General features: G+C 68.2%; 26 protein-coding genes. 11 read left to right on the forward strand and 15 right to left on the reverse strand.

What is annotated here, in order from left to right:
* Nucleotides 1-619, forward strand: a 619-nt coding sequence (gene purQ, locus A9X04_RS13465) for a phosphoribosylformylglycinamidine synthase subunit PurQ (RefSeq protein WP_369828958.1), incomplete at its 5' end; no start/stop codon positions are given.
* 41 nt (nucleotides 620-660) lie between these two features.
* On the opposite strand, the gene A9X04_RS13470 is transcribed toward purQ, so the two are convergent.
* Together A9X04_RS13470 and A9X04_RS13475 are read right to left on the reverse strand one after the other, a co-directional pair.
* On the reverse strand, nucleotides 661-1,137 hold the full coding sequence (locus tag A9X04_RS13470; protein ID WP_067921075.1) for a hypothetical protein: 477 nt from the start codon (nucleotides 1,135-1,137) through the stop codon (nucleotides 661-663).
* 108 nt (nucleotides 1,138-1,245) lie between these two features.
* Complete coding sequence (locus A9X04_RS13475; protein ID WP_067921077.1) at nucleotides 1,246-2,079, reverse strand: GntR family transcriptional regulator; 834 nt, start codon at nucleotides 2,077-2,079, stop codon at nucleotides 1,246-1,248.
* 119 nt (nucleotides 2,080-2,198) lie between these two features.
* Here A9X04_RS13475 and A9X04_RS13480 point away from each other — a divergent pair, with 119 nt between their 5' ends.
* A complete protein-coding gene (locus A9X04_RS13480) occupies nucleotides 2,199-2,606 on the forward strand; it encodes a VOC family protein (RefSeq protein ID WP_067921079.1) in 408 nt (135 codons plus the stop codon).
* Between the two features lie 3 nt (nucleotides 2,607-2,609).
* Here the strand turns inward: A9X04_RS13480 and A9X04_RS13485 are convergent, their stop codons facing one another.
* The 6 genes from A9X04_RS13485 to A9X04_RS13515 form a co-directional block, all read right to left on the reverse strand.
* Entirely contained in the window at nucleotides 2,610-3,065 is a 456-nt protein-coding gene (locus A9X04_RS13485; RefSeq protein WP_067921081.1) for a cupin domain-containing protein, read from the reverse strand.
* A 3-nt stretch (nucleotides 3,066-3,068) separates the two neighbouring features.
* The gene (locus tag A9X04_RS13490; RefSeq protein WP_067921084.1) at nucleotides 3,069-4,523 is read right to left on the reverse strand and encodes an NAD(P)/FAD-dependent oxidoreductase; all 1,455 of its coding nucleotides are present in this window, start codon (nucleotides 4,521-4,523) and stop codon (nucleotides 3,069-3,071) included.
* Nucleotides 4,524-4,549: 26 nt separating this feature from the next.
* Nucleotides 4,550-5,230 (reverse strand): haloacid dehalogenase type II, encoded by a 681-nt coding sequence (locus tag A9X04_RS13495; RefSeq protein ID WP_067921086.1) that lies wholly within the window; start codon nucleotides 5,228-5,230, stop codon nucleotides 4,550-4,552.
* Between the two features lie 205 nt (nucleotides 5,231-5,435).
* Complete coding sequence (locus A9X04_RS13500) at nucleotides 5,436-6,482, reverse strand: zinc-binding dehydrogenase (RefSeq protein ID WP_067921088.1); 1,047 nt, start codon at nucleotides 6,480-6,482, stop codon at nucleotides 5,436-5,438.
* 98 nt (nucleotides 6,483-6,580) lie between these two features.
* Complete coding sequence (locus A9X04_RS29720) at nucleotides 6,581-7,915, reverse strand: TetR/AcrR family transcriptional regulator (protein WP_231985723.1); 1,335 nt, start codon at nucleotides 7,913-7,915, stop codon at nucleotides 6,581-6,583.
* A 147-nt stretch (nucleotides 7,916-8,062) separates the two neighbouring features.
* Nucleotides 8,063-8,935, reverse strand: coding sequence for an alpha/beta fold hydrolase (locus A9X04_RS13515; protein ID WP_067921090.1), 873 nt, complete (start codon nucleotides 8,933-8,935; stop codon nucleotides 8,063-8,065).
* A 202-nt stretch (nucleotides 8,936-9,137) separates the two neighbouring features.
* Between A9X04_RS13515 and A9X04_RS13520 the strand changes: the two genes are divergently transcribed.
* Entirely contained in the window at nucleotides 9,138-10,841 is a 1,704-nt protein-coding gene (locus A9X04_RS13520; RefSeq protein ID WP_067921092.1) for an MOSC domain-containing protein, read from the forward strand.
* A gap of 14 nt (nucleotides 10,842-10,855) precedes the next feature.
* Here A9X04_RS13520 and A9X04_RS13525 read toward each other — a convergent pair whose 3' ends face one another.
* The 3 genes from A9X04_RS13525 to A9X04_RS13535 all read right to left on the reverse strand — a co-directional run bounded on the left by A9X04_RS13525 (nucleotide 10,856) and on the right by A9X04_RS13535 (nucleotide 13,468).
* Nucleotides 10,856-11,596, reverse strand: coding sequence for an SDR family NAD(P)-dependent oxidoreductase (locus A9X04_RS13525; RefSeq protein WP_067921094.1), 741 nt, complete (start codon nucleotides 11,594-11,596; stop codon nucleotides 10,856-10,858).
* Nucleotides 11,597-11,663: 67 nt separating this feature from the next.
* Nucleotides 11,664-12,461: a family 1 encapsulin nanocompartment shell protein gene (locus A9X04_RS13530; protein ID WP_067921096.1), complete on the reverse strand. Its 798-nt coding sequence runs from the start codon at nucleotides 12,459-12,461 to the stop codon at nucleotides 11,664-11,666.
* The gene (locus A9X04_RS13535; RefSeq protein ID WP_067921098.1) at nucleotides 12,458-13,468 is read right to left on the reverse strand and encodes a Dyp-type peroxidase; all 1,011 of its coding nucleotides are present in this window, start codon (nucleotides 13,466-13,468) and stop codon (nucleotides 12,458-12,460) included. Before A9X04_RS13535 ends, A9X04_RS13530 begins: the two co-directional genes overlap by 4 nt.
* Before the next feature lie 166 nt (nucleotides 13,469-13,634).
* Here A9X04_RS13535 and A9X04_RS13540 point away from each other — a divergent pair, with 166 nt between their 5' ends.
* Nucleotides 13,635-14,909, forward strand: coding sequence for a M18 family aminopeptidase (locus tag A9X04_RS13540; RefSeq protein ID WP_082975002.1), 1,275 nt, complete (start codon nucleotides 13,635-13,637; stop codon nucleotides 14,907-14,909).
* An 18-nt stretch (nucleotides 14,910-14,927) separates the two neighbouring features.
* Nucleotides 14,928-15,275: a VOC family protein gene (locus tag A9X04_RS13545; protein ID WP_067921103.1), complete on the forward strand. Its 348-nt coding sequence runs from the start codon at nucleotides 14,928-14,930 to the stop codon at nucleotides 15,273-15,275.
* 118 nt (nucleotides 15,276-15,393) lie between these two features.
* Here the strand turns inward: A9X04_RS13545 and A9X04_RS13550 are convergent, their stop codons facing one another.
* Nucleotides 15,394-15,789: a nuclear transport factor 2 family protein gene (locus A9X04_RS13550; RefSeq protein WP_067921105.1), complete on the reverse strand. Its 396-nt coding sequence runs from the start codon at nucleotides 15,787-15,789 to the stop codon at nucleotides 15,394-15,396.
* Nucleotides 15,790-15,914: 125 nt separating this feature from the next.
* Here A9X04_RS13550 and A9X04_RS13555 point away from each other — a divergent pair, with 125 nt between their 5' ends.
* The 3 genes from A9X04_RS13555 to A9X04_RS13565 are packed head-to-tail and all read left to right on the forward strand — an operon-like array spanning nucleotide 15,915 to nucleotide 19,680.
* Nucleotides 15,915-16,706: a helix-turn-helix domain-containing protein gene (locus A9X04_RS13555; RefSeq protein ID WP_067921107.1), complete on the forward strand. Its 792-nt coding sequence runs from the start codon at nucleotides 15,915-15,917 to the stop codon at nucleotides 16,704-16,706.
* An 18-nt stretch (nucleotides 16,707-16,724) separates the two neighbouring features.
* On the forward strand, nucleotides 16,725-19,022 hold the full coding sequence (gene purL, locus A9X04_RS13560) for a phosphoribosylformylglycinamidine synthase subunit PurL (protein ID WP_067921109.1): 2,298 nt from the start codon (nucleotides 16,725-16,727) through the stop codon (nucleotides 19,020-19,022).
* A 19-nt stretch (nucleotides 19,023-19,041) separates the two neighbouring features.
* Nucleotides 19,042-19,680, forward strand: coding sequence for a CPBP family intramembrane glutamic endopeptidase (locus tag A9X04_RS13565; protein ID WP_067921111.1), 639 nt, complete (start codon nucleotides 19,042-19,044; stop codon nucleotides 19,678-19,680).
* Here the strand turns inward: A9X04_RS13565 and A9X04_RS13570 are convergent.
* Entirely contained in the window at nucleotides 19,662-20,876 is a 1,215-nt protein-coding gene (locus A9X04_RS13570; RefSeq protein WP_067921113.1) for an MCE family protein, read from the reverse strand. The genes A9X04_RS13565 and A9X04_RS13570 overlap by 19 nt on opposite strands.
* Before the next feature lie 19 nt (nucleotides 20,877-20,895).
* Between A9X04_RS13570 and A9X04_RS13575 the strand changes: the two genes are divergently transcribed.
* From A9X04_RS13575 to purM, 3 genes are all read left to right on the forward strand, one after another.
* On the forward strand, nucleotides 20,896-21,285 hold the full coding sequence (locus tag A9X04_RS13575) for a sterol carrier family protein (RefSeq protein WP_067921115.1): 390 nt from the start codon (nucleotides 20,896-20,898) through the stop codon (nucleotides 21,283-21,285).
* A 139-nt stretch (nucleotides 21,286-21,424) separates the two neighbouring features.
* A complete protein-coding gene (purF, locus tag A9X04_RS13580; protein ID WP_067921117.1) occupies nucleotides 21,425-22,951 on the forward strand; it encodes an amidophosphoribosyltransferase in 1,527 nt (508 codons plus the stop codon).
* A 71-nt stretch (nucleotides 22,952-23,022) separates the two neighbouring features.
* Nucleotides 23,023-24,117, forward strand: a complete 1,095-nt coding sequence (purM, locus tag A9X04_RS13585) for a phosphoribosylformylglycinamidine cyclo-ligase (RefSeq protein WP_067921119.1) — start codon at nucleotides 23,023-23,025, stop codon at nucleotides 24,115-24,117.
* A gap of 61 nt (nucleotides 24,118-24,178) precedes the next feature.
* On the opposite strand, the gene A9X04_RS13590 is transcribed toward purM, so the two are convergent.
* Nucleotides 24,179-24,364 carry a DUF3073 domain-containing protein gene (locus A9X04_RS13590; protein ID WP_067921121.1) on the reverse strand — a complete coding sequence of 62 codons (186 nt, stop codon included), beginning with the start codon at nucleotides 24,362-24,364 and terminating at the stop codon, nucleotides 24,179-24,181.
* 144 nt (nucleotides 24,365-24,508) lie between these two features.
* Complete coding sequence (locus A9X04_RS13595; RefSeq protein WP_067921123.1) at nucleotides 24,509-25,591, reverse strand: folate-binding protein YgfZ; 1,083 nt, start codon at nucleotides 25,589-25,591, stop codon at nucleotides 24,509-24,511.
* Nucleotides 25,592-25,660 lie beyond the last annotated feature (69 nt).

Here is a 25,660-nt window from a genome sequence, read left to right on the forward strand (position 1 = left end):
CCTTGAGGTCGGCGTCAGCGTGCCACAGGCTGACCGCTTCGGCGCCGACCCGGCGCGCGGCCCGGGCGGCGTCGACGCCGTGGTGGTACCCGGCGGTTTCTCCTATGGCGACTACCTGCGGGCCGGGGCCATCGCCAGGTTCGCCCCGGTGATGGGCGAAGTGGTGGCCGCCGCGCAGCGCGGCGTGCCGGTGTTGGGCATTTGCAACGGTTTTCAGGTGCTCTGCGAGGCCGGGCTGCTTCCCGGGGCGTTGACCCGCAACAGCGGTTTGCATTTCGTCTGCCGGGATGTGTGGCTGCGGGTGGCGTCGATCTCGACGGCCTGGACGTCGCGTTTCGAGTGGGGCGCTGAGCTGCTGGTGCCGCTGAAGTCGGGCGAGGGCCGCTACGTGGCCCCCGACGATGTGCTCGACGAGCTGGAGGGGGAGGGCCGGGTGGTGTTCCGCTACCTCGACAATCCCAACGGCTCGCTGCACGACATCGCCGGCATCAGCTCCGCCAACGGCCGCGTCGTCGGGCTGATGCCGCATCCCGAGCACGCCATCGAAGCGTTGACGGGGCCCTCCGACGACGGCTTGGGCCTGTTCTATTCGGCGCTGGACGCGGTGCTTTCGGTCTGAACGGAAATCGCCGCGCTGGGCGGGCGTGAGTCGAGTTCGGTTCAGCCGGCGTCGCGCAGCAACGGGTGCGCCGTCGGCCATTGCGTGGCCGGGCTCAACGCGTCGAACAGGTCGGTCGCGTCCGCGACGGTGCCGTCGACGAAGGCGGCGAATTCCTCAAAGGAGACGCCGGGTCGGATCCAGCGTGACCTGCGCGCCACCACGCCGATCCGCTGCGGGTCGGACGAGCCGTGCACGATCGCGGTGACTTCGTGCTCCGCGTGGTTCCACGTGTCGGAGAAGTGCACCAGCCAGGGGCGCTCGCCGGCGGGGAAGAAGCAGGCGGGAGTCACCCGAACGATCAGCACATCGCCGTGCGCGGGCGAGATCTCGAGATGGACGTGCAGGCGCCCCGAAGTACACGCACGCGCGCCGGTGACGAAGAAGTATTCGCCGTCGTGATGGCCGCGGAAGTAGCGTCGCCCACGCGTGCGCAGGTAACGTTCGACCAGGTTCGCGCACATCAGCTCGTTCGCCATGAAATCATGCTGCGGCCAGTGGCTTTGCGAATGCTGGGAGACAAGCCATGAGCCCGCGAAGAAACTGTTGAGAATTTGCTGAGCGGCCGGATCCGCTCAGCGCCGTCGTCAAGGTTCGGTGTCCGGCCGCCGCTCCACGATCCCGGCGCCCGGCCCCGGCATGGTCCGTGGCAGCGTCACCGAGAATCGGTACCGCTCGGGGCGGTAATGAAACTCCACGACTTCGAGCGGCTTGTCGTCCCGTCCGTAGCTGATCCGTTCGAGCACGAGCACGGGGGAGCCCAACGGCAGATTCAACGCGCCGGCCACCTCGACGGAGGCGCCCGCCGCATGGATCTCATAGGTGGCCCGGGCGATGGGGATGCCCAGCCGCCGCTCCCACATCGTGTAGGTGCTTTCCATCGCCCGCTCGGGTTGCGCGTCCGAGACGCTCGCCAGCAGCGGCTCAACGGCCCTCCCCAGCCCCGGCGGTAGATACGCGATCATCAGCGCCAGGGGCGCGTCCCCGTCCCGGAAACGTCGCTGGATGCACAGAACTTTGGGCAAGCCCAGCGTTTCGGCGACCCGCTGTGGGGGTTCCTCGACGCGGTGCGACAGGACGTCGACGTGGGGGGTGATCCCCGAACTCGCCAAGACTTCGGTGATCGTGCGCACGCCGGAGCCCAGTTCCTGCCGCACTGGGTTGGTCACGAAGGTCCCCAGGCCTTGGCGTCTGACCAGCCAGCCCTGGCGCTCGAGCAGTCCGACCGCCGCGCGCACGGTTACCCGGCTCAGACCGGACCGATCGATCAACTCGCGTTCGCTGGGCAGGCGTCCGCCGCGGGGCACGCGCTGCTTGATGATCGCGGCCTTGAGCGCCTCGGCGAGCTGGGTGCTCGCGGGTACGCTGCCGCGCCGAACTCGCAGATCGGCGGACTCGAGGTCGAGCGACCGGCTGGTCATAAGACGTATTAAAACGTCTGGTGAGCGGAGGGTAAAGACCGGTCACCGTCCGGCTGCTGTACCGAGTCCCGATTAGGCTGGTGCTGAGCGATTTTCGCGTCACCTCAGGAGGTCCGGACATGGGATTCGCGGTGGAAGGGATCGACCACGTCGTGCTGAATTGCAGCGACGTCGAGGCAACCGCGGCCTGGTATGAGCGGGTGCTCGGGATGCGCCGGGAGACGTTCGGCCCGTCCGCGCGGATCGCGCTGCGCTTCGGGGAGCAGAAACTCAACCTGCGGCCCCTCGGGGCGCTGGCCGGCGATCCCGACTGGGTCACCGGGTCGGTCGAGGCCGCCGGCTCCGCGGACTTGTGCTTCATCACGCGCAGCAGCCCCGACGACGTGCGCGCTCACCTCGTCGAGTGTGGTGTGGAGGTCGTCGCGGGTCCGGTGACCCGGACCGGCGCACTCGGCCCGATGACGTCGCACTACTGCCGCGACGTCGACGGGAACCTCGTCGAAATCGCCGTCTACGGAACGGTCTAGGGATCAGAGGGGGTAGAGCGCCGGCAGGTTCACCACGACCGCCTCCTGGGTGCTGCGCGCGATGACGACCTCCGCCGGGCTGGTCGGGTCGGGATTTTCCTCGCGGTGCGGCAGATACGGCGGGATGAACACGTAGTCCCCGGGTGAGGTCGAGATACGCACCTCTCCGGTGCCGTCGTGGAAGACGAATTCCGGGTGACCACTGCGCACGTAGATGGCGGTTTCCGAATCGCCGTGATGATGGTTGGACGAGACGGTCGACGGCATTGCGTGCGTCTCACCCATCCAGAGCTTTTCGGCGCCGACCGACGTGCCGCTGAGCGCGGCGAAGCGACGAAGCCCGTCCGATTGCGCGGTGTCGGAGCTGATGTCCGACGCCTTGATGTGGTGCACCCGGTTGCCGGTGGCTTCCGGCGCCTTCTCGTCGAAGTCCGGGTGGAATCCGTCTGCGGTGGCCATGGGTCAATTATGGTCCGACGCATCCCGATACGCCTCGAGAAGCCGCAGCCACAGCTCGCTGACCGTCGGGAAGCAGGGCACGGCGTGCCACAGCCGGTCGATGGGCACCTGGCCGGCGATGGCGATCGTGGCGGAGTGAAGCATTTCGGTGACCCCGGGTCCAACCAGCGTGACCCCGAGCAGGTGCTCGCGATCGAGATCGACCACCATCCGCGCCCGGCCTGTGTACCCATCGGCGTAGAGCTTGGCCCCCGTCACAGCGTCGCCGACTTCGATGTCGGCCGTGCGCACCCGGTGCCCGGCCCGCTGCGCCTGCTGGGCCGTCAGGCCGACCGCGGCGGCTTCGGGATCGGTGAAGAACGCCTGCGGGACGGCGTAATGGTCAGCCGTGGTGGCATGCCGTCCCCAGGGTGCGGTGTCCAACGGGGCGCCCACCGCACGAGCTGCGATGGCCGCGCCGGCGATGCGGCCCTGGTACTTGCCCTGATGGGTTAGCAGGGCCCGGTGATTGACGTCGCCTGCCGCATAGAGCCAGCCGTCCTCGATCGCTCGCACGCGGCAGGTGTCGTCGACGCCGAGCCATGCGCCCGGTGTCAACCCGACGGTCTCCAGGCCGATGTCGTCGGTGAGCGGCGCGCGGCCCGTCGCGAAAAGCACTTCCTCAGCTGATAACTCGGATCCGTCGTCCAATTCGAGTTTTACCTGCCCGTCATCGGCCCGGCGCAGCGCGCGGACCGATACCCCGACGCGCACCTCCACGCCCGCCTCGGTGAGTCCGCGTTCGATCAGCTCGCCCACGAAGGGTTCCATTCGGGGTAGCAGGCCGGATCCACGCGCGAGCAGAGTCACCCGCGACCCCAATCCTTGCCAGGCGGTCGCCATTTCGACGCCCACGCCACCGGCACCCACCACGGCGAGTCGCTCGGGGACGGAGCTGTGGTCGGTGGCTTGGCGGTTGGTCCACGGGTGGGCTTCGTCGATGCCGGGCAGGTCGGGGAGAGCGGGCTGGCTTCCAGTGCAGACCACGACCGCGTGTCGCGCGGTCAACACCGACGTCTCACCGCTGGAGGCGGTGACGGCGACTCGTCGGGCACCGTCCAGCCGGCCGTGGCCGCGTACCAGGGTGGCGCCGATCCCCTTCACCCAGTCGGCCTGCCCGCTGTCGTCCCAGTCGCTGACGTAGCGGTCGCGGCGGCCGAAGGCTCCCGCGGCGCTGATGGGGCCGGCGACGGCTTCCCGCGCCCCGTCGACCCGGCGGGCGTCGGAGACGGCAATCACCGGACGCAGCAGAGCCTTGCTGGGTACGCAGGCCCAATACGAGCATTCGCCACCGACAAGTTCGCGCTCGATCATCGCGACGCTCAGGCCGCCCGCCCGGGCGCGTTCCGCGACGTTCTGCCCGATCGGCCCGGCGCCGAGCACGATGACGTCGTAGTCCCGTTCCTTGTCGACCGCCATGGTCAATGACCTTTCTGTGGTGTCCGTCAGTTGGCTGTGAGCTTCTCGGCCAGCTGGCATAAGTCGCTCGCTATGAGGTTCGGCTGGGGCAGCCCCTCGACCGGTAGCGGTGGATTGCCTGGGCGTGTGATGAGCGCCGCGCTGAAGCCGACGTTTTGCGCCCCGAGCGTGTCCCACACGTGCGCGGCCACCATCATGCAGTCGGTCGGCGCGACCCCGAGCGTTTCGCACACATATCGGTACACGGCGGGCGCCGGCTTGAAGGCGCGACAACCGTCGACGCTCAATTGGTGTTCGAAGAAATCAGCCAGCCCGGAACTCTGCAAGGCCGTCGGCCCGTCCGGGTTGGGCGGTGAATTGGTCAACGTAACCAGGCGAAAACCATTGTCTCGCAACCTGGTGAGCCCCTCGGGTACCTCCGGGTGTGCCGGCATGGTGAGAAGACCTGTCTTCAGGCGGTGCAGGTCATCGTCGGAGACGCGGACGTCGTGAATATCGCCGACCATACGCAGCACGCCTTGTGCGAGCGTGGAGAAGTTCACGTAATTGTCCGCCAGTGTCGCGGACATCGAGTACATGACCAGCTGGGCGAACCACTCGCGGAGCACCCTTTCATCGCCGAATAACTCGGTGAAAAGCGGTGCGAGGGAGTCGATGTCGATCAACGTCTCGTTGACGTCGAAAACCAGGACGGGCGGTGTGGGCATGGCTAGGGCTCGGCCTTCTTGAGAGTGGGAACGTCGGGCCTTGGATACCCGACCAAACACAGGCAAATCAATGCCATTCCGAGGACGGCCACCAAAGTGCGATCACCTCGGCCGTCTTCCGCACGGCCACTGCGCCTCCTCAGACCCAGCCCGCGGGATCGCAAGTTCGACGGACCTCTCGCGAACGATCCCGGACGGTCGTTGTTCACTGCATCACAACGACCATCTTCCCGCCGGCCTCTCCCGCTTCCATCACGCGGTGCGCCTCACGTATCTGGTCGAAAGAGAAGACGCGAGACGGCTTGGCCTCCAGCGTGCCCTCTGCGACCTGCCGCGCGATGTCTTGCAGCGGAACGTCCGATAGCGGAAAGCCGGGAGCCCCAAAGACGAAGCTGCCGAAGAAGTTCCAGTTGACACCGCTCGCCATGCGCAACAGCGGGTTGAAATCCCCGATGGGTTCAAGCCCGCCCAGCCATCCCGCCAGGCATGCCGTACCGCCGCGGCGCAGCATGTCCAGGGAGTCCAGAATGGTGCCGTTGCCGACCAGGTCCAGGACGGTGTCCACCCGCTTCGCCTCGGGGAGATGGTCGGCCAGGTCGCGCCGCTCCAATTCGACGCGGGAGGCGCCCAGCTCTTCCAGCTTGGAGAACCGGCCCTGGCTTCGCGCGGTGGCGAGGACGCGCGCACCGGCGGCGACGGCCAGCTTGAGCGCGGCCTGCCCGAGCGATGAGGTCGCGCCGCGCAGCACCAGGGTTTGTCCGGCCTGCAGATTGAGGTTGCGGAAGAGGCATGTCCACGCGACCGCGTAGGTCTCGGGTAACGCCGCCAAATCCGCCCAGGGCAGCCCGGATTCGATGCGGGTGACGTTGGCTGCGCGCACACGCGTGTACTGCGCGTAGCTGCCGTTGATGGTACGGCCCAGACCCCCCATCAATGCCGCCACCTTGGCGCCCACGGGGAATTCACCGCCAGGACACGAGTCGACGACGCCGACGCATTCGATGCCGCTGACTTCCGCGGCTTCCGCCCATTCGCCCCGACGCATGTGCATCTCGGCGTGATTGACGCCGAACGCCTTGACCTCGATGACCACTTCGCCGTCTCTGGGCAGCGGCTTGGGGATGTCGGTGTAGACCAGTTTGTCGAGGCCGCCGAATCCCTTCAGAATGATCGCTCGCATGGTTTCGCCCCCTGCTTGTTCGCGCACCACTACCGGCGCGGTGGGCAGCTGGGACGCATCGGTGGTCGACATTTGCCGCTCCTCCCGAATGCTCAGTGGGCATTCATGTCTGGATATGCCGAACGGAGCCGGAGAGCTTCCCGCCCGTAATGGGTCGGCTAACCCAATTATTATGGGCTACCTATCCCAATCTGTCCAGATGGGGCGGTGAAGCTATTGGCCCGGGAGGGGCCGCGGCGTCGCGCCGGGGTTGATCGGCTCTTACGCGCGTGCGGCGTGAATGTGCGAACGTAGTCGACGGCGGCATTGACTGCGGTCCGCAACGGTTCCGCATCCCCGGTGGCGTATGTCAACATCGCTCCGCCCTGGTGCGCGACCACCAGCGATACCGCCAGGTGACGCGGGTCGGCATCGGGGCGCAGCTCGCCGCGACGGCGCATGGTGGCAAGGCCGGTCTCAAAAAGCTCGATCCACTGGTCATAGCCGGCGGAGAGATCGTCGTGTACTTCGTCGTCGGCGTCGATCAATTCCCCCGCCAAAGAGCCGTAGACGCAACCTCCCAAGCGGTATACGGCGTCGGTGTCGGCGACGCAGGCATCGGCCCACGCCTGCAGGGCGTCGAGGGTGTCCAGGTCGCCCAGTGGTGGCGCAGTGTGGAAGGTCCGTACGTCCTCGCGGCGGGCGGCGATCACCTGACGGGTCAGCTCGCGCTTGTCGTGGAAGTAATGCGCGATCTGCGAGCCGCCGACCCCGGCCGCTCGGCGCACCTGTTCGATGCTGGTGCCGGCGACGCCGCGCTCGAACATGAGGCGCGCGGCGACCTCGACGACGCGCGCGCGTGTCGCCTGCCCCTTGCGGGTGAAACGTGTTGAGCTGTCATCAGTTAGGGTGCGGGTCTTGCGCAGGCGCCGAGGGCGCCGCGCGGGCCGGGCAACCCGCTCGCCGGGATCGGTGGCGAAGCTGCGCAGGTGGTTGATCGCGAAGCGGACGGCATCGGCGTGCGGCCATTCCGCGTGGTAGGTGAAGGCCAAGGTGCCACCACCCTGATGGGCGGCGACGATTACGATCGCCAGCGCTCGCGAGTCGGCGTCAGCGACGACGATGCCGCCGTCTTTCATTCGCTGGATCGCCGTTTCGAGCAGGTCGATCCACTGCCAATAGCCGGCTCCCAGCGTTGCGCGTGTCGCGTCGTCGGACTTCACCAGCTGTGCGGCAAGCGCGTGATAGGTGGGCGTGCCGAAATATCCGATGCGCCTGAGGTATCGCATATTGAGGTCTATCCACCGTTCGAAGTCGGCGAACGAAGCCAGACCACCGAGCTTGGGCTGCCGGTGGAAGTCGAGAACCACGCCGATCTGACGCCGGATGACCGCGCGGATGAGGGCGTTCTTGTCGGCGAAATAATGGGCGAGCTGCGAACCGCTGACGGACGCCGCCCTGCGTACGTTCTCCATGTTCGACGCGGAGAGGCCTTCGGTGACGATCAGTCGGGCGGCCGCTTCCACGATGCGGTCCCGGGTGGCCCGCCCCTTGGCGGTCAACCGTTGTTCGTCCTGACCATCGGGATGGGCCATCGCGTCAGGCTAACTCGCGATCGCCCCGAACTATGGGATATCCAACCCAATGAAGCGCCTGGGTGCCGGCGGTCCCTGTCAAGCAGTCATGTCGACCTTCGCCAGGAAGCGGAGGATCAATTCGGCGACCTCGTCCAGCGCGGACTCCAACAGGAAGTGCCCACCGTCGAGCAGTCGGATCTCGGCATCGGGGAGGTCGTCGGCGAACGCCTCGGCGCCCGCGGGGCCGAATATCTCGTCGCCGCGACCCCACACCGCGAGCAGGGGCACCTGGCTGGTGCGAAAGTAGTCATGCAGGCGCGGATAGAGCGGCGCGTTGGTCGCATAGTCCCGCAACAGCTTCAGCTGCACCAGGTCGTTGCCGGGACGCGAGATGAGCGCGTAGTCGTGAAGCCAGGATTCGGGGTCGAGCAGGGTCTCGTCGGGAACGCCGGTGACGTATTGCCACCGGGTGGCGTCCAGCGTGAGGAACTGCCGTACTGCGGCCTCGGTCTCGGGCGTTTGCTCGCGCTGGTAGGCCCGCACGACCTTCCAGAAGTCGTCGACGAACCCCGCGTCGTAGCCGTTGCCGTTCTGGGTGATGATCGCCGTGATCGCCGACGGGTCGCGCAGCGCAAGTCGCCAACCGATCGGCGCGCCGTAATCCTGGACGTACATGGCGTATCTGTCGATGCCGAGCTCGCGGACCAGGCCGGCGGTGAGGTCGGTCAGCGCGTCGAAGGTGTAGTCGAACTGTTGGACGGACGGCGCGTCAGAAAGCCCGAAGCCGAGGTGGTCGGGTGCGATGACGTGATAGCGGTCCGCGAGTGCCGGCAGCAGATGCCGGAACATGTAGGAGCTGGTCGGAAAGCCGTGCAACAGCACGAGCGCGGGAGCGTTCCGGTCGCCCGCTTGGCGGAAGAAAAGCCGGTGACCGTCGACGGTGGCGTATCGATGATGGACAGCCGGCATGACTTTCCTCCTCGGTTGTCGTCCTGACGGCGCCGGGCGTCGTTGGACGTGTAGGACTCTGGTGTTCCGAGCAATAATGGGTTATGTGACCCATTATGTACCCGAAGGGTCCGCGGCACCAGTGCCGTCTCCTGTTGCCTGCCGGCCCAGGGCGGCATATTCTGGGCCGGCCATCCCAGTTGAGGGATTCGGAGGTGACGCTATGGGCGCACTGATTTCGGTGAACGTCGGCATGCCCAAGGACGTGCGGTGGCTGGACAGGACCGTGTACACCGGGATCTGGAAATCGCCCGTTCAGGGGCCGGTCATGGTGCGCCACCTGAACATCGACGGCGACGGCCAGGGCGATCTCGGCGGCCACGGCGGCGAGCAACGCGCCGTCATGGTGTACCAGACCGAGTCCTACGACTTCTGGAAGAAATATCTGGGACGCGACGACCTCGTGCCCGGCAACTTCGGGGAGAACTTCACGGTCACCGGCCTGCCCGACGACGATGTGTGTATCGGGGACCGCTACCGGATTGGTGAAGCCGAGTTCGAAGTCACCCAGCCCCGCGTCACGTGCTTCCGGGTCGGACTGCGCCTGAACGAACCCAGGATGCCGAACCTTCTTGTCTCTCAACGCCGGCCGGGCTTCTACTTACGGGTGATCACCGAGGGGCGGGTCCGGGCGGGCGACGAGATCGTGCGAATTCGCCGTGGTCGGCACGGGCTCAGCGTCGCCGACGTGGACGCGCTCTTGTATCTGCCGAACCGCAGACGCGACCAGCTCCGCAAGATCGTCGACGTGCCTGCGCTCAGCCCCGGCTGGCAGCAGTCCTTCCGGGACATGCTCGAATCACCGCAGGGATCCGCAGCCGAACGCCTGGGCGCACCCCCGGCTTGGGTCGGATTTCGCCCGTTGCGCGTCAGCGCAACACGCGGGGAGAGCCCACAAGTGACGTCCATCCAACTGGAGGCTGACGACGGCCCCGAGCTGCCGGCACCGCTCCCGGGGCAATACCTCACGGTGCGAATACCCGGCGCGGGCGCGCCGCCCCCGCTGCGTAGTTACTCCCTATCGGGAGACCCCACCGCGGGGTACTACCGCATCAGTGTCAAACGCGAAGAGCACGGTCTGGTGAGCCGATGGCTGCACGAGCACGTCGAGCCGGGCTCGGTGGTCGAGGCCGCCGCCCCGCGTGGCGAGTTCTACCTCACCGATGGTGGCGGTCCGGTATTGCTGATGTCGGCGGGCATCGGCATCACGCCCGTCTTGGCCATGCTGCATGCGCTCGCGGCGGCCCGCAGCGACCGCGACATCTGGTGGGTGCACACCGACCGCAATCGTCAAACGCAAGCTTTCGCAACCGAAGTCACCAGCTTGATCGGATCATTGCCGCGAGCGCGGCAGTCGGTGTTCTACACCCAGACACAAGGCCGCCTGAACCGCCCGGCCATCGCGGCGCTGGGCATCCCGGCCAACGCGACGGCATACCTGTGCGGCCCAACCCAATTCATGAGCGACATGCGCGATGCGCTGACCGCTGCCGGGCTGGACCCTCAGCGGATCCATAGCGAACTGTTCGGCACCCTGCCGCCGATCGACCCCGGCATCGTCGACGGTGCCCCTCGTAACCCACCGCATCCCCCGGCGGGCGATCCGGGGACGGGACCGGCGATCACGTTCGCGCGCAGCGGCTTGACGGCTCCCTGGTCCTCCGGCTACGCAAGCATTCTCGAGTTGGCCGAAGCGTGCGACGTGCCCATTCGATATTCCTGCCGAAACGGGGTCTGCCACGTGTGTGTGACCGGCGTCGTTGCCGGCAGCGCCAGATATGTCCAGCAGCCCCTGGAGCCTCCGGAGCCCGGGACCGTGCTCATCTGCTCGGCGGCCCCAGACACCGAGCTGGTGCTCGACCTGTAGCGGAAACCGTTGCCTCAGGCGGCGATCGCGCGTTGACCGCCGCTCACGGGCACGACAGCGCCGTTGACATAGCTGGCGTCGGGGGAGCTGAGGAACACCACCGCGCTCGCGATCTCGCCGGGCTCGGCCGGCCGGCCGAGCGCGGTGCTGGCCGCCACCGAGTCCAACACACCCGGTGTGACCGCCAGCCCGGGAGTGTCGGTCGGCCCTGGCGCGATCGCGTTCACCCGTACCCCGGACCGGCCGAACTCATCCGCCCATGCGCGCGTGAGCAGCTCCAGGCCGGCTTTGGTGGCGCCGTAGATGCCCGCCCCGCTGGCCGGCACCGAGGCCGCAACGGTGCTGACGTTGACGACCGCGCCGCCGCCCCGCTCGATCATTGCCGGCACCAGCTGCTGGACCAAGATGTACGGCGCGCGCAAGTTCACGTTCACGTGCTCGTCGAACGTTAAGTCGTCGGTGTCAACGGTGGCCCCGAATTGGTAGATGCCGGCATTGTTGACCAGGATGTCGACCGGTCCCGCTTCGGCCGCCAGGCGGCGCACATCCTCGCTGTCGGTGAGGTCTGCAGCAACGAATCGCGCTCGTCCGCCGGCATTTTCGATCTCGCGGACAGTCTTCTCGCCGCGTTCGGCGCTGCGGCCGTGTACCACCACCTCGACCCCGCGTTCGGCGAGCTGTAGCGCGATCGCCCGTCCGATCCCTGACGTGGCCCCGGTCACCAGCGCGGTGGAGCCGGCCATTGTTGCTGCCATCGAACCCTGCCTCCAGGAGAGAAGTTCTCTTGCCTCTCCGTCAGCAGCGGGTCGCCGGCGTTTATTCCTAGGAGCCCAGTGGGACGGCGGCCTCCGCGGTGTAGCACAGGAAGGTCAGCGTCTCCTGCAGATACAGCTGCACGGTCTCCGCGTCATGGCTGGTGTAACCGATCGACACGTCGGTCCCCAGCTGCAGGTCGAAGTCCCCGCCCCGGGTGGTCAGCACGAAAGCACCGTCGATTGCCGGCGCCCAGATGATGTCCCCGGGAACCAGCCGGTCGATGTGTTCGAGGATCGGATATCCGTGTTCGGTGGTCTCGCTGACCTTCGTGTAGACGTCGGCTGACAGCAGCACCGAATAGGGGCCGTCGACACCGGCCAGCCGCAGTTCGGAGATCGCCTGGGTGATGACGTCCGGAATCTCGCGGGGATCCGCCGGCAACGTCAGCGGCTTGTTCGAGCTGGCCGCGCGGATGCCCTCGATCGACGCGGCGGGGTAGCCCTCGAAGATGGCGCGGTCCTCGACGAATGCCAGCTTCTTGGCGGCGGCCTTGACCGGGTCCCAGTCGGAGTCCTGCGCGCCACGCTCCACGTTGTCGATCTCGTAGCGGGACAGGGTGAACGGGACCCGCAGCCGGACAAGGGGTTTGCTTGCCCGCAGGTGAGCCTCCACACCGTCGGAGGGCGACGCCACATCGATCAGCCGGCCGGTGCTGACCGCCGCCGTCACCGGGCCGCCGGGTCCGCTCACGTCGACCACCCGGCGTCCGGCGACATGACGTTTGAACGTCCGGGTCGCCTCCAATTCGATTTCCTCCCAGGCGGCTTCGGTGACCGGTGCCAGGTCGCGGTAGAGGTTGTTCATGAAGTGGTTCCTTTCAGGCTGCCGATGGAAAGTGAGCCGTCCTGTGCGGCAGGCGTTTCCGCCACCGGCGCCGCCGGCAGTGGCGGTGGATCGTCGAGGAAGTCGACAGTGGGGGAGAAGAACAGGCCACCGGTGATCGCGGTGGAGAATTCGAGGATGTGGTCGGTATTGCCGGGCGGATTTCCAAGAAACATGTTCCGCAGCATCTGTTCGGTGACCCGCGGCGTGCGGGAATAGCCGATGAAATAGGTGCCGTACTGGCCTTTGCCGAGTTCACCGAACGGCATGTTGTGCCGCACGATCTTCAGCTCGGTGCCGTCGTCGTCGGTGATGACGTTGAGGGCGATGTGGGAGTCGGCCGGCTTTTCGTCGTCGTCGAGTTCGAGGTTCTCCAGCTTGGTACGGCCGATCACCAGCTCCTGCTCGCTGACCGAAAGGGAATTCCACGAATCCATTTCGTGCAGGTACTTCTGTACGTGCACGTAGCAGCAGCCCTCGAACTCGGGATCCTCGGCGCCGATCGCGGTGGCGCTGACGGCCAGCTGGCCGTCGGGGTTCTCGGTGCCGTCGACGAAGCCCAACAGGTCGCGGTTGTCGAAGTAGCGGAATCCGTGCACCTCATCGACCACGGTGACCGCACCGGCCATCGACCGCAAAATGCGGTCGGCGAGTTCAAAACACACGTCCAGGCTCTCGGCCCGGATGTGAAACAACAGGTCCCCGGGAGTGGCCGGCGCGGTGTGTCGTGGGCCGTTGAGTTCGACGAACGGGTGCAACTCGGCGGGACGCGGGCCGGTGAACAAGCGGTCCCACGCCTGCGAGCCGATAGAGGTGATGGCCGACAACCGTTTCGGGGGCTCGCGAAAACCGATCGCGCGCACCAGCCCGGAAATGTCGGGCAGCGCGTCATGAACCGCGGCCTCTCCGCCGTCGTCGATGGTCACCACCAGAAAGACCGCCGCCGGCGTCAACGGTTCGAGGATCGGCTGCGGCTGGACGGGGGGCACTCTCCTGACCCTAGCGTGGCGACGGCGAGCGCATGAAGTGCGCGAGTGTGGAGGCGCGCAATCGGACCTAGCGTGGCGACGTCGAGCGCCGGAAGGGCGCGAGCAGGGAGCCGCGCAATGGGACCTAGCGTGGCGACGCATCTCGCCGACAGCCATGATGTTGAACATGTCGGCCAGCGCCGCAGGCCTCTGCGATTTCATCGACGCTTCTCCGTCGCCGTTTCACGTCTGCGCGACGGTGGGCGCGCGGCTGACCGCCGCCGGCTACACCGAACTGCGTGAGGCCGAGCGCTGGCCGGACGCACCGGGGCGCTACTTCACGGTGCGGGCCGGCTCGTTGGTCGCCTGGCACTCCGACGGGGCCGACGCTGCGTTCCGGATCGTCGGCGCACACACCGACAGCCCGAATCTCCGGGTCAAGCAGCATCCGGATCGCTTGATCGCCGGCTGGCGCGTTCTCGCCCTCGAGCCGTACGGGGGAGCGTGGCTCAACTCGTGGCTGGACCGCGACCTCGGCATCAGCGGACGGTTGTCAGTGCGTGACGGCGCCGGGATCGAGCACCGGCTGGTCCGGGTCGACGACCCGATCCTGCGGGTACCGCAGCTGGCCATCCACCTGGCCGAGGACCGGAAGTCGCTGACGCTGGACCCGCAGCGGCACGTCAACGCGGTGTGGGGCGCCGGCGCCGAAGCGACATCGTTCGTCGACTTCGTCGCCGAACGCGCTGGGGTGCCGCCCACCGCCGTGCTGGCCGCCGACCTGATGACCCACGACCTGACCCCCTCGACGGTGGTCGGCGCCGACGCCGACCTGCTGAGCGCGCCCCGGCTGGACAACCAGGCCAGTTGCTATGCCGGCATGGAGGCGCTGCTGGCCTTGGACGAGGCTCCGTCGCCGCGGGGTTTCCTGCCCGTGCTGGTGCTCTTCGACCACGAGGAGGTCGGTTCGTCCTCCGACCACGGAGCCCAGTCCGACCTGCTGGGCACCGTTTTGGAGCGGATCGTGCTCGCGGCCGGCGGCACCCGGGAAGACTTCCTGCGCCGGCTGCCCGACTCGTTACTGGCCTCGGCCGACATGGCGCACGCCACCCATCCCAACTATCCGGAGCGGCACGAGCCCGGCCACCTCATCGAGGTCAACGCCGGCCCCGTCCTCAAGGTGCACCCCAACCTGCGGTACGCCACCGACGGACGCACGGCCGCGGCCTTCGCCCTGGCCTGTGCGCAGGCCGGGGTGTCCCTGCAGCGCTACGAACATCGCGCCGACCTGCCGTGCGGGTCGACGATCGGTCCGCTGGTCTCGGCCCGCACCGGGATCCCCACCGTCGACGTGGGCGCCCCGCAGCTGGCGATGCATTCCGCCCGTGAGCTGATGGGCGCTCATGACGTCGCCGCCTACTCGGCGGCGATGCGGGCGTTCCTTTCGCCCGAGCCCCGCTGAGGCCTAAGGTCTGGCGGTATGGCGCTCAGCGTGGAGATGATCACCTTCGACTGCCACGATCCTGCGCGGCTGGCCGCATGGTGGGCCGAGCAGTTCGGTGGCACGACGCAGGAGTTGCTCGCCGACGAGTTCACCGCGGTGAGTTTGTCGGCGGGACCGCGGCTCGGATTCCAGAAGGTGCCCGATCCCACGCCCGGGAAAAACCGCGTGCACCTCGACTTCGGTGCCGCCGATGTCGATGCCGAGGTGTCCCGGCTGACGGCCGCCGGGGCCATCGAGGTCGGCCGGCACACGTTCGGCGACGATTTTCGCTGGGTGGTGCTGGCCGACCCCGAGGGCAACGTCTTCTGCATCGTGGATCAATAGCTCGCGGCCGACGAGTGTGCGTCCTCGGCGTTGAGTGTGCGTGTAGGGCGGGAAAATCGCGCGATTTCCGCCACCCGCACACACCGAAGTACCGGAGCGCACACTCGAGTCTTGCCGTTCAGCCGTGGACGAGGAACAGCGGGTCGTAGCGGATGACGTTCTCCACGACGATTCCGTCGCGGGTTCGAACCCGGTCGATTCCCCGGATCTGGAACGGCCCGTCGGGTCCGGTGCCGCGGCCGACGTAGTGCAAAAACACCAGTTCCTCGCCCGGGTCCGCGCCGGGCACGGTGGCGCTGTCGATCACCTCCAGCTTCAAATCCGGTGCGGCGTCGAGTATTTCGGCGATCTTCGCCGTGTACGGCTGGATGCCGCGGACCGGCTCGGGGTCACCCGGCCAGTAGCCCACGATGTCGTCGGCCAAGATGTCGAAGCCGCGCGACATGGTGGGCGCGGCCCAGTACGCCGCGAACACCGCGGCGCTGAACTTGGGGGCGGATTGGACGTCGGTCATCTTTCCTCCTTGGGTCTGGCGTTCCCGTTGAGCGCGTTGCGCCAAGCGTGTCGCGGCGGCGTGCGGCGGCACAATTACCTCCGAGGTCATCGCTACGGGTACACCGGCGTGGTTACCGTGGCTTGGTGAGCCACGCGGCGGTAGGCGCCCTGTTGCGCGAATGGCGGGAGCGTCGACGGGTGAGTCAGCTCGACCTGTCGCTGACTGTGGGCGTGTCGGCCCGGCACGTCAGCTTCATAGAAACCGGCCGCTCGCGACCCAGTCCGGAGATGGTGCTCGCCCTCGCCGAAGGCCTCGACATTCCGCTGCGGGAGCGCAACACGCTGCTGCTTGCCGCCGGATTCGCCCCGCGTTACCAGTCGCGCCCGCTCGAGGATGCCGCGATGACCCCGGCCCGTGACGCGGTGCAGCGCCTCCTCGATGCCCACGACCCCTACCCGGGCATCGTGATCGACCGCTGCTGGAACATCGTGGGGGCCAACGCCGCGGCGTCGGCGCTGACCGCAGGCCTGCCCGCGGAGCTGCTCGGTCCACCGGCCAACGTCTACCGGCTGTCGCTGCACCCCGACGGCCTCGCCGGACGGACGCTGAATTTCCCGGAATGGGCGGGCTACTTGCTGCACCAGCTCCGGCGCACGATCGCGATCACCGGCGATCCGGGCCTGCAGGCGCTCAATGACGAGGTGCGCGGATATCCGGGAGTCGCGGGCGCCGCCGACGCGCGCGGCGCGCCACCGGATGGCGCCGGCGCGCTGCTCATCCCTTTCGTGCTGGATATCGGCGGCGGGCAACCGCTGTCTATGTTCACGACATTGACGACGTTCGGGACTCCGCTCGACGTCACCCTCGCCGAACTGACCGTCGAGCTGTTCTATCCGGCCGACGCCGCCAGCGCCACCCTGCTCCATGGCAGGTAGCGCTCTTACACTGTTCGGGTGACTGCCTCCGGGACCAGCGCCCGCACCCAGGCGATCGACACCGTCGAGCACGCCGCTGCCAGCCCCGATCAGCCGCAGCCGTACGCCGAGCTGGGCCTCAAAGACGACGAGTATCAGCGGATCCGTGAGATCCTGGGCCGCAGGCCCACCGACACCGAGTTGGCGATGTACTCGGTCATGTGGAGCGAGCACTGCTCGTATAAGTCGTCCAAGGTTCACCTGCGCTACTTCGGGGAGACCACCACCGACGAGATGCGTGCGGGCATGTTGGCCGGTATCGGTGAAAACGCCGGTGTGGTGGACATCGGCGACGGCTGGGCCGTCACCTTCAAAGTGGAGTCCCACAACCACCCGTCCTACGTCGAGCCCTATCAGGGCGCGGCGACCGGCGTCGGCGGCATCGTGCGCGACATCATGGCCATGGGCGCGCGACCGGTCGCGGTGATGGACCAGCTGCGGTTCGGCGCCGCCGACGCCCCCGACACCCGCCGGGTGGTCGACGGGGTGGTCCGCGGTATCGGCGGCTACGGGAACTCGCTGGGGCTGCCCAACATCGGCGGCGAGACGGTCTTCGATGCGTGTTACGCCGGCAATCCGTTGGTAAACGCGTTGTGCGTGGGCGTGTTACGCCAGGAGGACCTGCATCTGGCGTTTGCCTCGGGCACCGGCAACAAGATCATCCTGTTCGGTGCGCGCACCGGGCTCGACGGCATCGGCGGGGTGTCGGTGCTAGCGTCGGACACATTCGACAGCACCGGATCGCGCAAGAAGCTGCCGTCGGTTCAGGTGGGCGACCCGTTCATGGAGAAGGTGCTCATCGAGTGCTGTCTCGAGCTGTACGCCGGCGGACTGGTGATCGGCATCCAGGACCTCGGCGGAGCTGGATTAGCCTGCGCCACCTCAGAATTGGCGTCGGCCGGGGACGGCGGAATGGCGGTCCAGCTCGATTCGGTGCCCCTGCGGGCCAAGGAGATGACACCCGCCGAGGTGCTCTGCAGCGAGTCGCAGGAGCGGATGTGCGCCGTGGTTGCCCCGGAGAACGTCGACGCCTTCTTGGCGGTCTGCCGCAAATGGGAGGTGTTGGCCACGGTGATCGGCGAGGTCACCGACGGTGACCGGTTGCGGATCACCTGGCGCGGCGAGACGGTCGTCGACGTACCGCCGCGCACCGTGGCGCACGAGGGCCCGGTGTATCAGCGGCCGGTCGCACGGCCCGAGTCCCAGGACGCCCTGAACGCCGACCGGTCAACGCGCCTCCCGCGCCCGAAGACCGGGGAGGAGTTGCGCGCGACCGTGCTTGCGCTGCTGGGTAGCCCGCACCTGTGCAGCCGCGCCTTCATCACCGAACAGTACGACCGGTACGTGCGCGGCAACACCGTGCTGGCCGAGCATGCCGACGGCGGCGTGCTCCGCGTCGACGAGGCCACCGGCCGCGGCATCGCGCTGTCGACCGACGCGTCGGGGCGCTACACGCTGCTGGATCCTTATGCCGGGGCGCAACTCGCGCTGGCCGAGGCCTACCGCAACGTCGCCGTCACCGGCGCCACGCCGGTCGCGGTCACCAATTGCCTCAACTTCGGCTCCCCGGAAGACCCCGGCGTGATGTGGCAGTTCTCCCAGGCGGTGCGGGGGCTGGCCGATGGGTGTGCGGCGCTTGGCATTCCGGTGACCGGCGGCAACGTCAGCTTCTACAACCAGACCGGCTCGGCGGCGATCCTGCCCACGCCGGTGGTCGGCGTCCTCGGCGTGCTCGATGACGTCGCCCGGCGCATCCCCACCGGCCTGGGCGCCGAACCGGGCGAGACCCTGATGCTGTTGGGAGATACCCGCGACGAGTTCGACGGTTCCATCTGGGCGCAGGTGACCGCCGACCACCTGGGTGGCTTGCCGCCCGCGGTCGATCTGGCGCGCGAAAAGCTGCTGGCCGAGGTGTTGAGCGCGGCGTCTCGCGACGGGCTGGTGTCCGCGGCGCACGACCTATCGGAAGGCGGCCTCGCGCAGGCCGTTGTGGAAGCGGCGCTGACGGGCGAAACCGGTTGCCGCATCGTGCTTCCCGAGGGCGCCGATCCGTTCGTGGCGTTGTTCTCCGAGTCGGCGGGCCGGGTGCTGGTGGCGGTGCCGCGCACCGAGGAGAGCCGGTTCCGGGCCATGTGTGAGGCGCGCGGACTGCCGGCGGTGCGCATCGGCGTCGTCGACGAGGCCTCGGACACGGTCGAGATTCAGGGCCTGTTCACCGTGTCGCTGGCCGAACTGCGCGAGACGTCCGAGGCGGTGCTGCCGCGGTTGTTCGGATGAGCCGTAGCGGCAGATCCTGATGGGGGACAGCCGTTTTCGCCGGGCTTGGGCATTCTCCCTGGCCGCCGCCCTGGTCGGCTGGAGCTTCGTCGGCCCGCGACTGCCCACGGCTTGGCGGACCGCCCTCCAGGCGGGTGCGGCCGGCTTGCTGGTGCTGGTGACGCGCGCTCCGCTGGGTCTCAACCCGCCACGGCTGTGGTCGGGGCTGCGGCTGGGGTCGACGGCCGGTGCGGCGGCGGCGACCGTGATCGCCGCGACGACGGCGGTGCCGTTGGTGCGGGCGTCCATGGCCGACCGTGAGGCGCCCGGGTCGACGCCCGGCTGGCTGCTGCTGCAGATACCCGTCGGGACCGTCTGGGCCGAGGAGGCCGCCTTCCGTGCGGCGCTGACCGCCGCCGCGTCGGGTGCCTTCGGCGCGCCGGGCGGAAGATTGCTGCAAGCGGCCAGCTTTGGGCTTTCCCACATTGCCGACGCGCGGGCGACGGGCGAGCCGGTGCTGGGCACCGTGCTGGTGACGGGCGTCGCGGGCTGGCTGTTCGCCTGGCTGGCGGACCGCTCCGGCAGCCTCGCCGCGCCCATGCTGGTGCACCTGGCCATCAACGAGGCCGGCGCGATCGCCGCGCTGAGCGTGCGGTGGCGTCAGGGGTTGATGGTGTAGTCGCCCACCTGACGGCCCCACACGTGCTCGACGAAAAGTGGCGAGCCGAGCTCGAAGTGGTTGTAGGGAGCCATGCTTGCGCCGGTGTCCATCACCAGGAACGGCGCCGGCCACAGCTGCCGGGTGATCGTCTGCCAACAGCCCGGCCGCCCGCCGGGGCCGCCCCTGGCATTGGTGCGCGGCAGATTCTCCGGCCAGATGTACGGGTTCGGCGCCCCGGCGATCGCCCCAGCGGCGTGCGCGCCCAGCGAGTAACCGTTGTCGCCGAGGGCGTTGTGGATCTTGGGCCCCACCTCCGCGAAATTGCGTATGGTGCAGAAGATCTCCGGACTGTACTCGTCGAGCAGCTGGCTGGAGGTGACCAAATCGCCGGCCCCCCGGGCAAGGTATGGCCCCCCGCGCCCGAAGACGTCGGCGCCCGTGCCGCCGAGCCCGGCGGTGGCGAGCAACGCGGCATCCAGATCGACTTGCTGGCGGTTGAGGGTGCGGGCCGCGGTCACCGCGTGGTCGAGCGCGGCCCACAGGTCCGGCGAGGCGTTGGCGTAGGTCTCGCCGAGAGCGGCCAACCGCGCGACGTCGGCGCGGATTTCGCGCATGCGCGGGTTCACGTCGTCAAGGATCGTGTTGCCGTTGACCAAAGAATCGCCGAACCTCGCGCCCAATCCGGTCAGGGCTTGCGCGGCCGCGCCGAGCGTCAGGTTCACCTTGACCGGGTCGACCTTCTCCGCGATCGAGACCAGCGTCTCGAAGACGGTGTTGAACTCGGTGGTCACCGACGTCGCCTCGATCACCGTCGCCGGTGTGATCGGCTGCGCCGGCGGCCCCGGCGGCGAACTCAACGCGACGTACTTGTTGCCGAACACCGTGGTCGCCTTGATGGTGGCCGCCACATTGGCCGGGATCAGGTTGAGGTACCTCGGTGTGATGTCCAGCACCAGCTTGGCGGCCGGCATGCCGTCACGGGTGATCTCGGAAATGCCGGTCACCCGGCCGATCTGGACCCCGTTGTAGGTGACCTTGGAGCCGGGGTCCAAGACCAGGCCGGCCCGGGCGGCCACCATGGTCAGCTTCGTCGTCGGCGTGAGCTCACCCCGGAACTGCAGGTACAGCAGTGACCCGACCAACCCCAAGATGACCACCGTCACGAGCCCGACGGACTTATACGGCGGCCCGCGCCGCACGCGCCGACGCTCCATGAGTTTGAGACCCTAGGGTATGGCCGCCCGCCAAAAGGCCGATCCGGCAAAGACTCGGCAGGCCGTGTTGGCCGTCGCGGACTGGCTGCGCGACGAATCCCGGCCGGCCCCCGACCGCGAGAGCCTCGGCACCGCCGTTCGGCTCACCGCCCGCACCCTGGCCGCCGTGGCACCCGGCGCCAGCGTCGAGGTGCGGATTCCGCCCTTCGTCGCGGTGCAGTGCATCGCCGGGCCCCGGCACACGCGCGGCACGCCGCCCAACGTTGTGGAGACCGACCCGCGGACGTGGCTGCTGCTGGCGACCGGGATGTTGTCCTTCCAACGGGCGAAGGACGGCGGTGCGCTGGGGCTTTCCGGCTCTCGGGCCGGTGAGATCGAACACTGTCTGCCCCTGTTCGGTCTCGGCTGAATAGTAAGCCTGAAGTGCAGGTTTACAGTCGGGCGCGGGAATTTTTCCCCCTCAACACGCGCTGTTAATTCGCGGTTGCGGGCGTCGGACCCGTAGACTCCGTTACGTCACCAACCGTTCCCCAGGGAGCCCCCCAATTGTGACCAACCAGGAACCCGAGCAGGACCTGAACTCGCCTCGTGAAGAGTGTGGTGTATTCGGGGTCTGGGCCCCGGGTGAAGACGTCGCAAAGCTCACCTATTACGGCTTGTACGCCCTGCAGCATCGCGGGCAGGAAGCCGCGGGCATCGCCGTCGCCGATGGATCACAGGTGCTCGTGTTCAAAGACCTGGGCTTGGTCAGCCAGGTTTTCGACGAGCAGACGCTCGCGGCGATGCAGGGCCACGTGGCCATCGGCCATTGCCGCTACTCCACCACCGGCGACACCACCTGGGAGAACGCGCAGCCGGTGTTCCGCAACACCGCCGCCGGCACCGGTGTTGCCTTGGGGCACAACGGAAATCTGGTCAACACCGCCGAGTTGGCCGCCCGCGCCCGCGACGCGGGACTGATCGCCCGGCGCTGCCCCGCCCCTGCGACGACCGATTCCGACATCTTGGGCGCGCTGCTGGCGCACGGCGCGGCGGATTCCACTCTCGAGCAGGCGGCCCTGGACCTGCTGCCCACCGTGCGCGGCGCGTTCTGCCTGACGTTCATGGACGAGAACACGCTGTATGCGTGCCGCGATCCCCACGGCGTGCGGCCCCTTTCGCTCGGCCGGCTGGATCGCGGCTGGGTGGTGGCCTCGGAAACGGCAGCGCTGGACATCGTCGGCGCCTCGTTCGTGCGCGACATCGAGCCGGGCGAGCTCCTGGCGATCGATGCCGACGGGGTGCGCTCCACGCGCTTTGCCAACCCGACCCCCAAGGGCTGCGTCTTCGAGTACGTCTACCTGGCACGCCCGGACAGCACGATCGCCGGCCGGTCCGTGCACGCCACCCGGGTGGAGATCGGCCGCCGGCTGGCCCGGGAATGCCCGGTCGAGGCCGACCTGGTGATCGGGGTCCCGGAGTCGGGCACCCCCGCAGCGGTCGGTTACGCGCAGGAGTCCGGCATTCCCTACGGGCAGGGTCTGATGAAGAACGCCTACGTCGGGCGGACCTTCATCCAGCCGTCCCAGACCATCCGCCAGCTCGGTATCCGGCTGAAGCTCAACCCACTTCGTGAGGTCATCCGCGGCAAGCGGCTCATCGTCGTCGACGACTCGATCGTGCGCGGCAACACCCAGCGCGCGCTGCTGCGCATGCTGCGCGAGGCCGGGGCCGTCGAAGTCCACGTCCGGATCGCCTCGCCACCGGTGAAATGGCCCTGCTTCTACGGCATCGACTTCCCGTCGCCGGCCGAGCTGATCGCGAACGCCGTGCAGGACAAGGAGGAGATGCTCGAAGCGGTGCGGCACGCCATCGGCGCCGACTCCCTTGGCTACATCTCGCTGCGCGGCCTGGTCGCGGCGTCCGAACAACCCGCGTCACGGCTGTGCACCGCCTGCTTCGACGGCCGCTATCCCATCGAGCTGCCCGAGGAGACGGCCTTGGGTAAGAACGTCATCGAGCACATGCTCGCCAACGCCGCGCGCGGATCCGGGCTCGACGATCTGGCGCCCGACGAAGTACCGATCGTCCACTGACGGACGTCCGGTGCGCCCCTTACACGACGTTTGATTACGGCGGTCGGCGGCGCCCGGTAGCCTTTATCGCGATGACGGATCCCGGAAAAAGCCCCGGACGAAACCCGGGCAGCCACGGCATCACCTACGCGTCGGCCGGGGTGGATATCGAGGCCGGCGACCGCACCGTCGAGCTGTTCAAGCCGCTGGCGACGAAGGCCACCAGACCAGAGGTGCGAGGCGGCCTGGGCGGGTTCGCCGGGTTGTTCGCGTTGCGTAACGACTACCGCGAACCGCTGCTGGCCGCGTCCACCGACGGCGTGGGAACCAAGCTGGCGGTCGCCCAGGCCATGGACAAGCACGACACCGTCGGCCTGGACCTGGTCGCGATGGTGGTCGACGACCTCGTGGTGTGCGGCGCCGAGCCGCTGTTCCTGCAGGACTACATCGCGGTGGGCCGGACCGTGCCCGAACGCCTCAGCGCCATCGTGGCGGGTATCGCCGAGGGGTGCGTGCGTGCCGGCTGCGCGCTGCTCGGCGGTGAAACCGCCGAGCACCCCGGGCTGATGGAACCCGACCACTACGACATCTCGGCGACGGGTATCGGCGTCGTCGAGGCCGACGACGTGCTGGGGCCTGATCGCGTCAAGCCCGGCGACACGATCATCGCGATGGGCTCCTCCGGCCTGCATTCCAACGGCTACTCGCTGGCCCGTGCGGTGCTTCTGGAGATCGATCGGATGAATCTCGCCGGCTATGTCGAGGAGTTCGGCCGCACGCTGGGCGAAGAGCTGTTGGAGCCGACGCGGATCTACGCCAAAGACTGCCTGGCGCTGACCGCGGAAACCCATGTCCGCACGTTCTGCCATGTCACCGGTGGCGGGCTCGCCGGCAACCTGCAACGCGTCATCCCGCACGGCCTGGTCGCCGAAATCGACCGCGGGACCTGGACGCCCGCACCCGTGTTCGCGATGATCGCCCAGCGTGGGCGGGTGACGCGCGAGGAGATGGAGAAGACGTTCAACATGGGCGTGGGAATGGTCGCCGTTGTCGCGCCGGAGGACACCGACCGCGCCCTGGCCATCCTGACGGCCCGGCACTTGGACTGCTGGGTGTTGGGGACCGTGTGCAAAGGCGGTAAAGAAGGCCCGCGGGCAAAGCTCGTCGGGCAGCACCCGAGGTTTTAGAAGGCGGAAGCCGGGTCAGCGCCGAGTCGAAGGGGATTGCGCCGGCGCCGCGCGGAGGGTCTTACCGACGCCAGTCGTCGTTGTCTTCCCAGGAGTCACCGACGCCATCCTCCTCCAGCTCCGTGGAATCGTCGGCACCCGTTCCTGACAACTCGCGCTGAAGCCGCGTGAAGTCGGTCTGCGGAGAACTGTATTTGAGTTCTCGAGCAACCTTGGTCTGCTTTGCCTTAGCCCGGCCGCGGCCCATGGGGGAACCCCCTCGCGCAATAACGGAGCGGCCCGAATCAGGCGGCTCCGATCTCCTGGTGTCGTTATTGTCCTGCCGACAGTTTACCGTGCCTTGCGGTCGGGCGTCGGTGCCCCCTGCCGCTGTGGCGGACTTCATCGACGATTATCTCGCACCGCCCCGCAACCGTTCAACGGCCAGGCGTCCCGCACCGATCTGTTCCGTCGCCGGCAGCGAATCGGCATCGATCACCGCGGCCACCGCGCCCTGCGGGCCGGTCGCCAATTCGGTGTCGGCCGGCACCCCGCGCTTCAGCAGCGCCAGGGCCACGGGCCCGAGGTCTACGTGATCCACCACGGTGCCGAGGCGGCCGATGGCGCGACCTCCGGCCAGCACCGGGTCACCCGTCGAGGGACGCTCGACCGAGCCGTCGAGGTGCAACAGCACGAGCATGCGGGGCGGTCTACCGAGGTTGTGCACGCGGGCGACGGTCTCTTGTCCCCGGTAACAGCCCTTGTCCAAGTGAACGGCGCTGCCGATCCACCCGACCTCGTGCGGAATCGTGCGCTCGTCGGTGTCGACGCCCAGTCGCGGCCGCAGCGCCACCACCCGGTGGGCTTCGTAGGCCCAAACCCCCGCCGGCCGCAGGCCGGCCTGCACCAGACGTTCCCGCCAGCCGGCGGAGTCCGCACGGGGGACCAGCAGGTCGAGTTCGATCTGCCCGGCGGGGGCGCCGGGCATCCGGCGCACAAAGCCACCGCCGGCCAGCGCAACCGCCGTCAGCTCGGCGGGCAGGGCGTCCAGGCCGAGCACGTCGAGCACCGCCCGGTCGGCCAGTCGCGGACCCAGCAGCGAAAGCACGGCCATGTCGGCGGCGGCCGGGGCGACGTCCGCCCAGAAGACCATCTTGCGCAGGTAGGCCAGCAGCGGCTCGCCCCGCCACGGTTCGGTGTCGAGGTAGGTGGTGCCGCCGAGTTCGGTCTGGATCCAGTGGTCCTCGACGCGGCCCTGGCCGTCGAGGCTCAGGTTCTGCGTGCTGGCGCCCTCGGGAAGGTCGCTGACGTGCTGGGTGGAGATGCTGTGCAGCCACTTCTGGCGGTCACTACCGGTCAGGGTGAGCACGGCGCGGTGCGAGCGATCCACCACTATCGCGCCGGTTTCCGCGGCGCGCTGCTCGCCCAGCGGGTCGCCGTAATGCCAAGTGGCGCCCGCGTCGGGACCGGTCTCGGGTGCGGGTACTGCAGACACACGTCAACTCTACGGACCGTTGCGCGACCCGTCCGACGAGCGTGCGGCCGGCTTCTGGCCCGCGGCTAC

Source organism: Mycobacterium sp. E3247, from assembly GCF_001667785.1.
Classification (GTDB): domain Bacteria; phylum Actinomycetota; class Actinomycetes; order Mycobacteriales; family Mycobacteriaceae; genus Mycobacterium.

Excerpts from the sequence above, each read along its gene's own strand:
- A9X04_RS13470 (WP_067921075.1), bottom strand. The coding sequence starts at position 1,137 with ATGGCGAACGAGCTGATGTGCGCGAACCTGGTCGAACGTTACCTGCGC.
- A9X04_RS13475 (WP_067921077.1), bottom strand. The coding sequence starts at position 2,079 with ATGACCAGCCGGTCGCTCGACCTCGAGTCCGCCGATCTGCGAGTTCGG.
- A9X04_RS13480 (WP_067921079.1), top strand. The coding sequence starts at position 2,199 with ATGGGATTCGCGGTGGAAGGGATCGACCACGTCGTGCTGAATTGCAGC.
- A9X04_RS13485 (WP_067921081.1), bottom strand. The coding sequence starts at position 3,065 with ATGGCCACCGCAGACGGATTCCACCCGGACTTCGACGAGAAGGCGCCG.
- A9X04_RS13490 (WP_067921084.1), bottom strand. The coding sequence starts at position 4,523 with ATGGCGGTCGACAAGGAACGGGACTACGACGTCATCGTGCTCGGCGCC.
- A9X04_RS13495 (WP_067921086.1), bottom strand. The coding sequence starts at position 5,230 with ATGCCCACACCGCCCGTCCTGGTTTTCGACGTCAACGAGACGTTGATC.
- A9X04_RS13500 (WP_067921088.1), bottom strand. The coding sequence starts at position 6,482 with ATGTCGACCACCGATGCGTCCCAGCTGCCCACCGCGCCGGTAGTGGTG.
- A9X04_RS13515 (WP_067921090.1), bottom strand. The coding sequence starts at position 8,935 with ATGCCGGCTGTCCATCATCGATACGCCACCGTCGACGGTCACCGGCTT.
- A9X04_RS13520 (WP_067921092.1), top strand. The coding sequence starts at position 9,138 with ATGGGCGCACTGATTTCGGTGAACGTCGGCATGCCCAAGGACGTGCGG.
- A9X04_RS13525 (WP_067921094.1), bottom strand. The coding sequence starts at position 11,596 with ATGGCAGCAACAATGGCCGGCTCCACCGCGCTGGTGACCGGGGCCACG.
- A9X04_RS13530 (WP_067921096.1), bottom strand. The coding sequence starts at position 12,461 with ATGAACAACCTCTACCGCGACCTGGCACCGGTCACCGAAGCCGCCTGG.
- A9X04_RS13540 (WP_082975002.1), top strand. The coding sequence starts at position 13,635 with ATGTCGGCCAGCGCCGCAGGCCTCTGCGATTTCATCGACGCTTCTCCG.
- A9X04_RS13545 (WP_067921103.1), top strand. The coding sequence starts at position 14,928 with ATGGCGCTCAGCGTGGAGATGATCACCTTCGACTGCCACGATCCTGCG.
- A9X04_RS13550 (WP_067921105.1), bottom strand. The coding sequence starts at position 15,789 with ATGACCGACGTCCAATCCGCCCCCAAGTTCAGCGCCGCGGTGTTCGCG.
- A9X04_RS13565 (WP_067921111.1), top strand. The coding sequence starts at position 19,042 with ATGGGGGACAGCCGTTTTCGCCGGGCTTGGGCATTCTCCCTGGCCGCC.
- A9X04_RS13570 (WP_067921113.1), bottom strand. The coding sequence starts at position 20,876 with ATGGAGCGTCGGCGCGTGCGGCGCGGGCCGCCGTATAAGTCCGTCGGG.
- A9X04_RS13575 (WP_067921115.1), top strand. The coding sequence starts at position 20,896 with ATGGCCGCCCGCCAAAAGGCCGATCCGGCAAAGACTCGGCAGGCCGTG.
- purM (WP_067921119.1), top strand. The coding sequence starts at position 23,023 with ATGACGGATCCCGGAAAAAGCCCCGGACGAAACCCGGGCAGCCACGGC.
- A9X04_RS13590 (WP_067921121.1), bottom strand. The coding sequence starts at position 24,364 with ATGGGCCGCGGCCGGGCTAAGGCAAAGCAGACCAAGGTTGCTCGAGAA.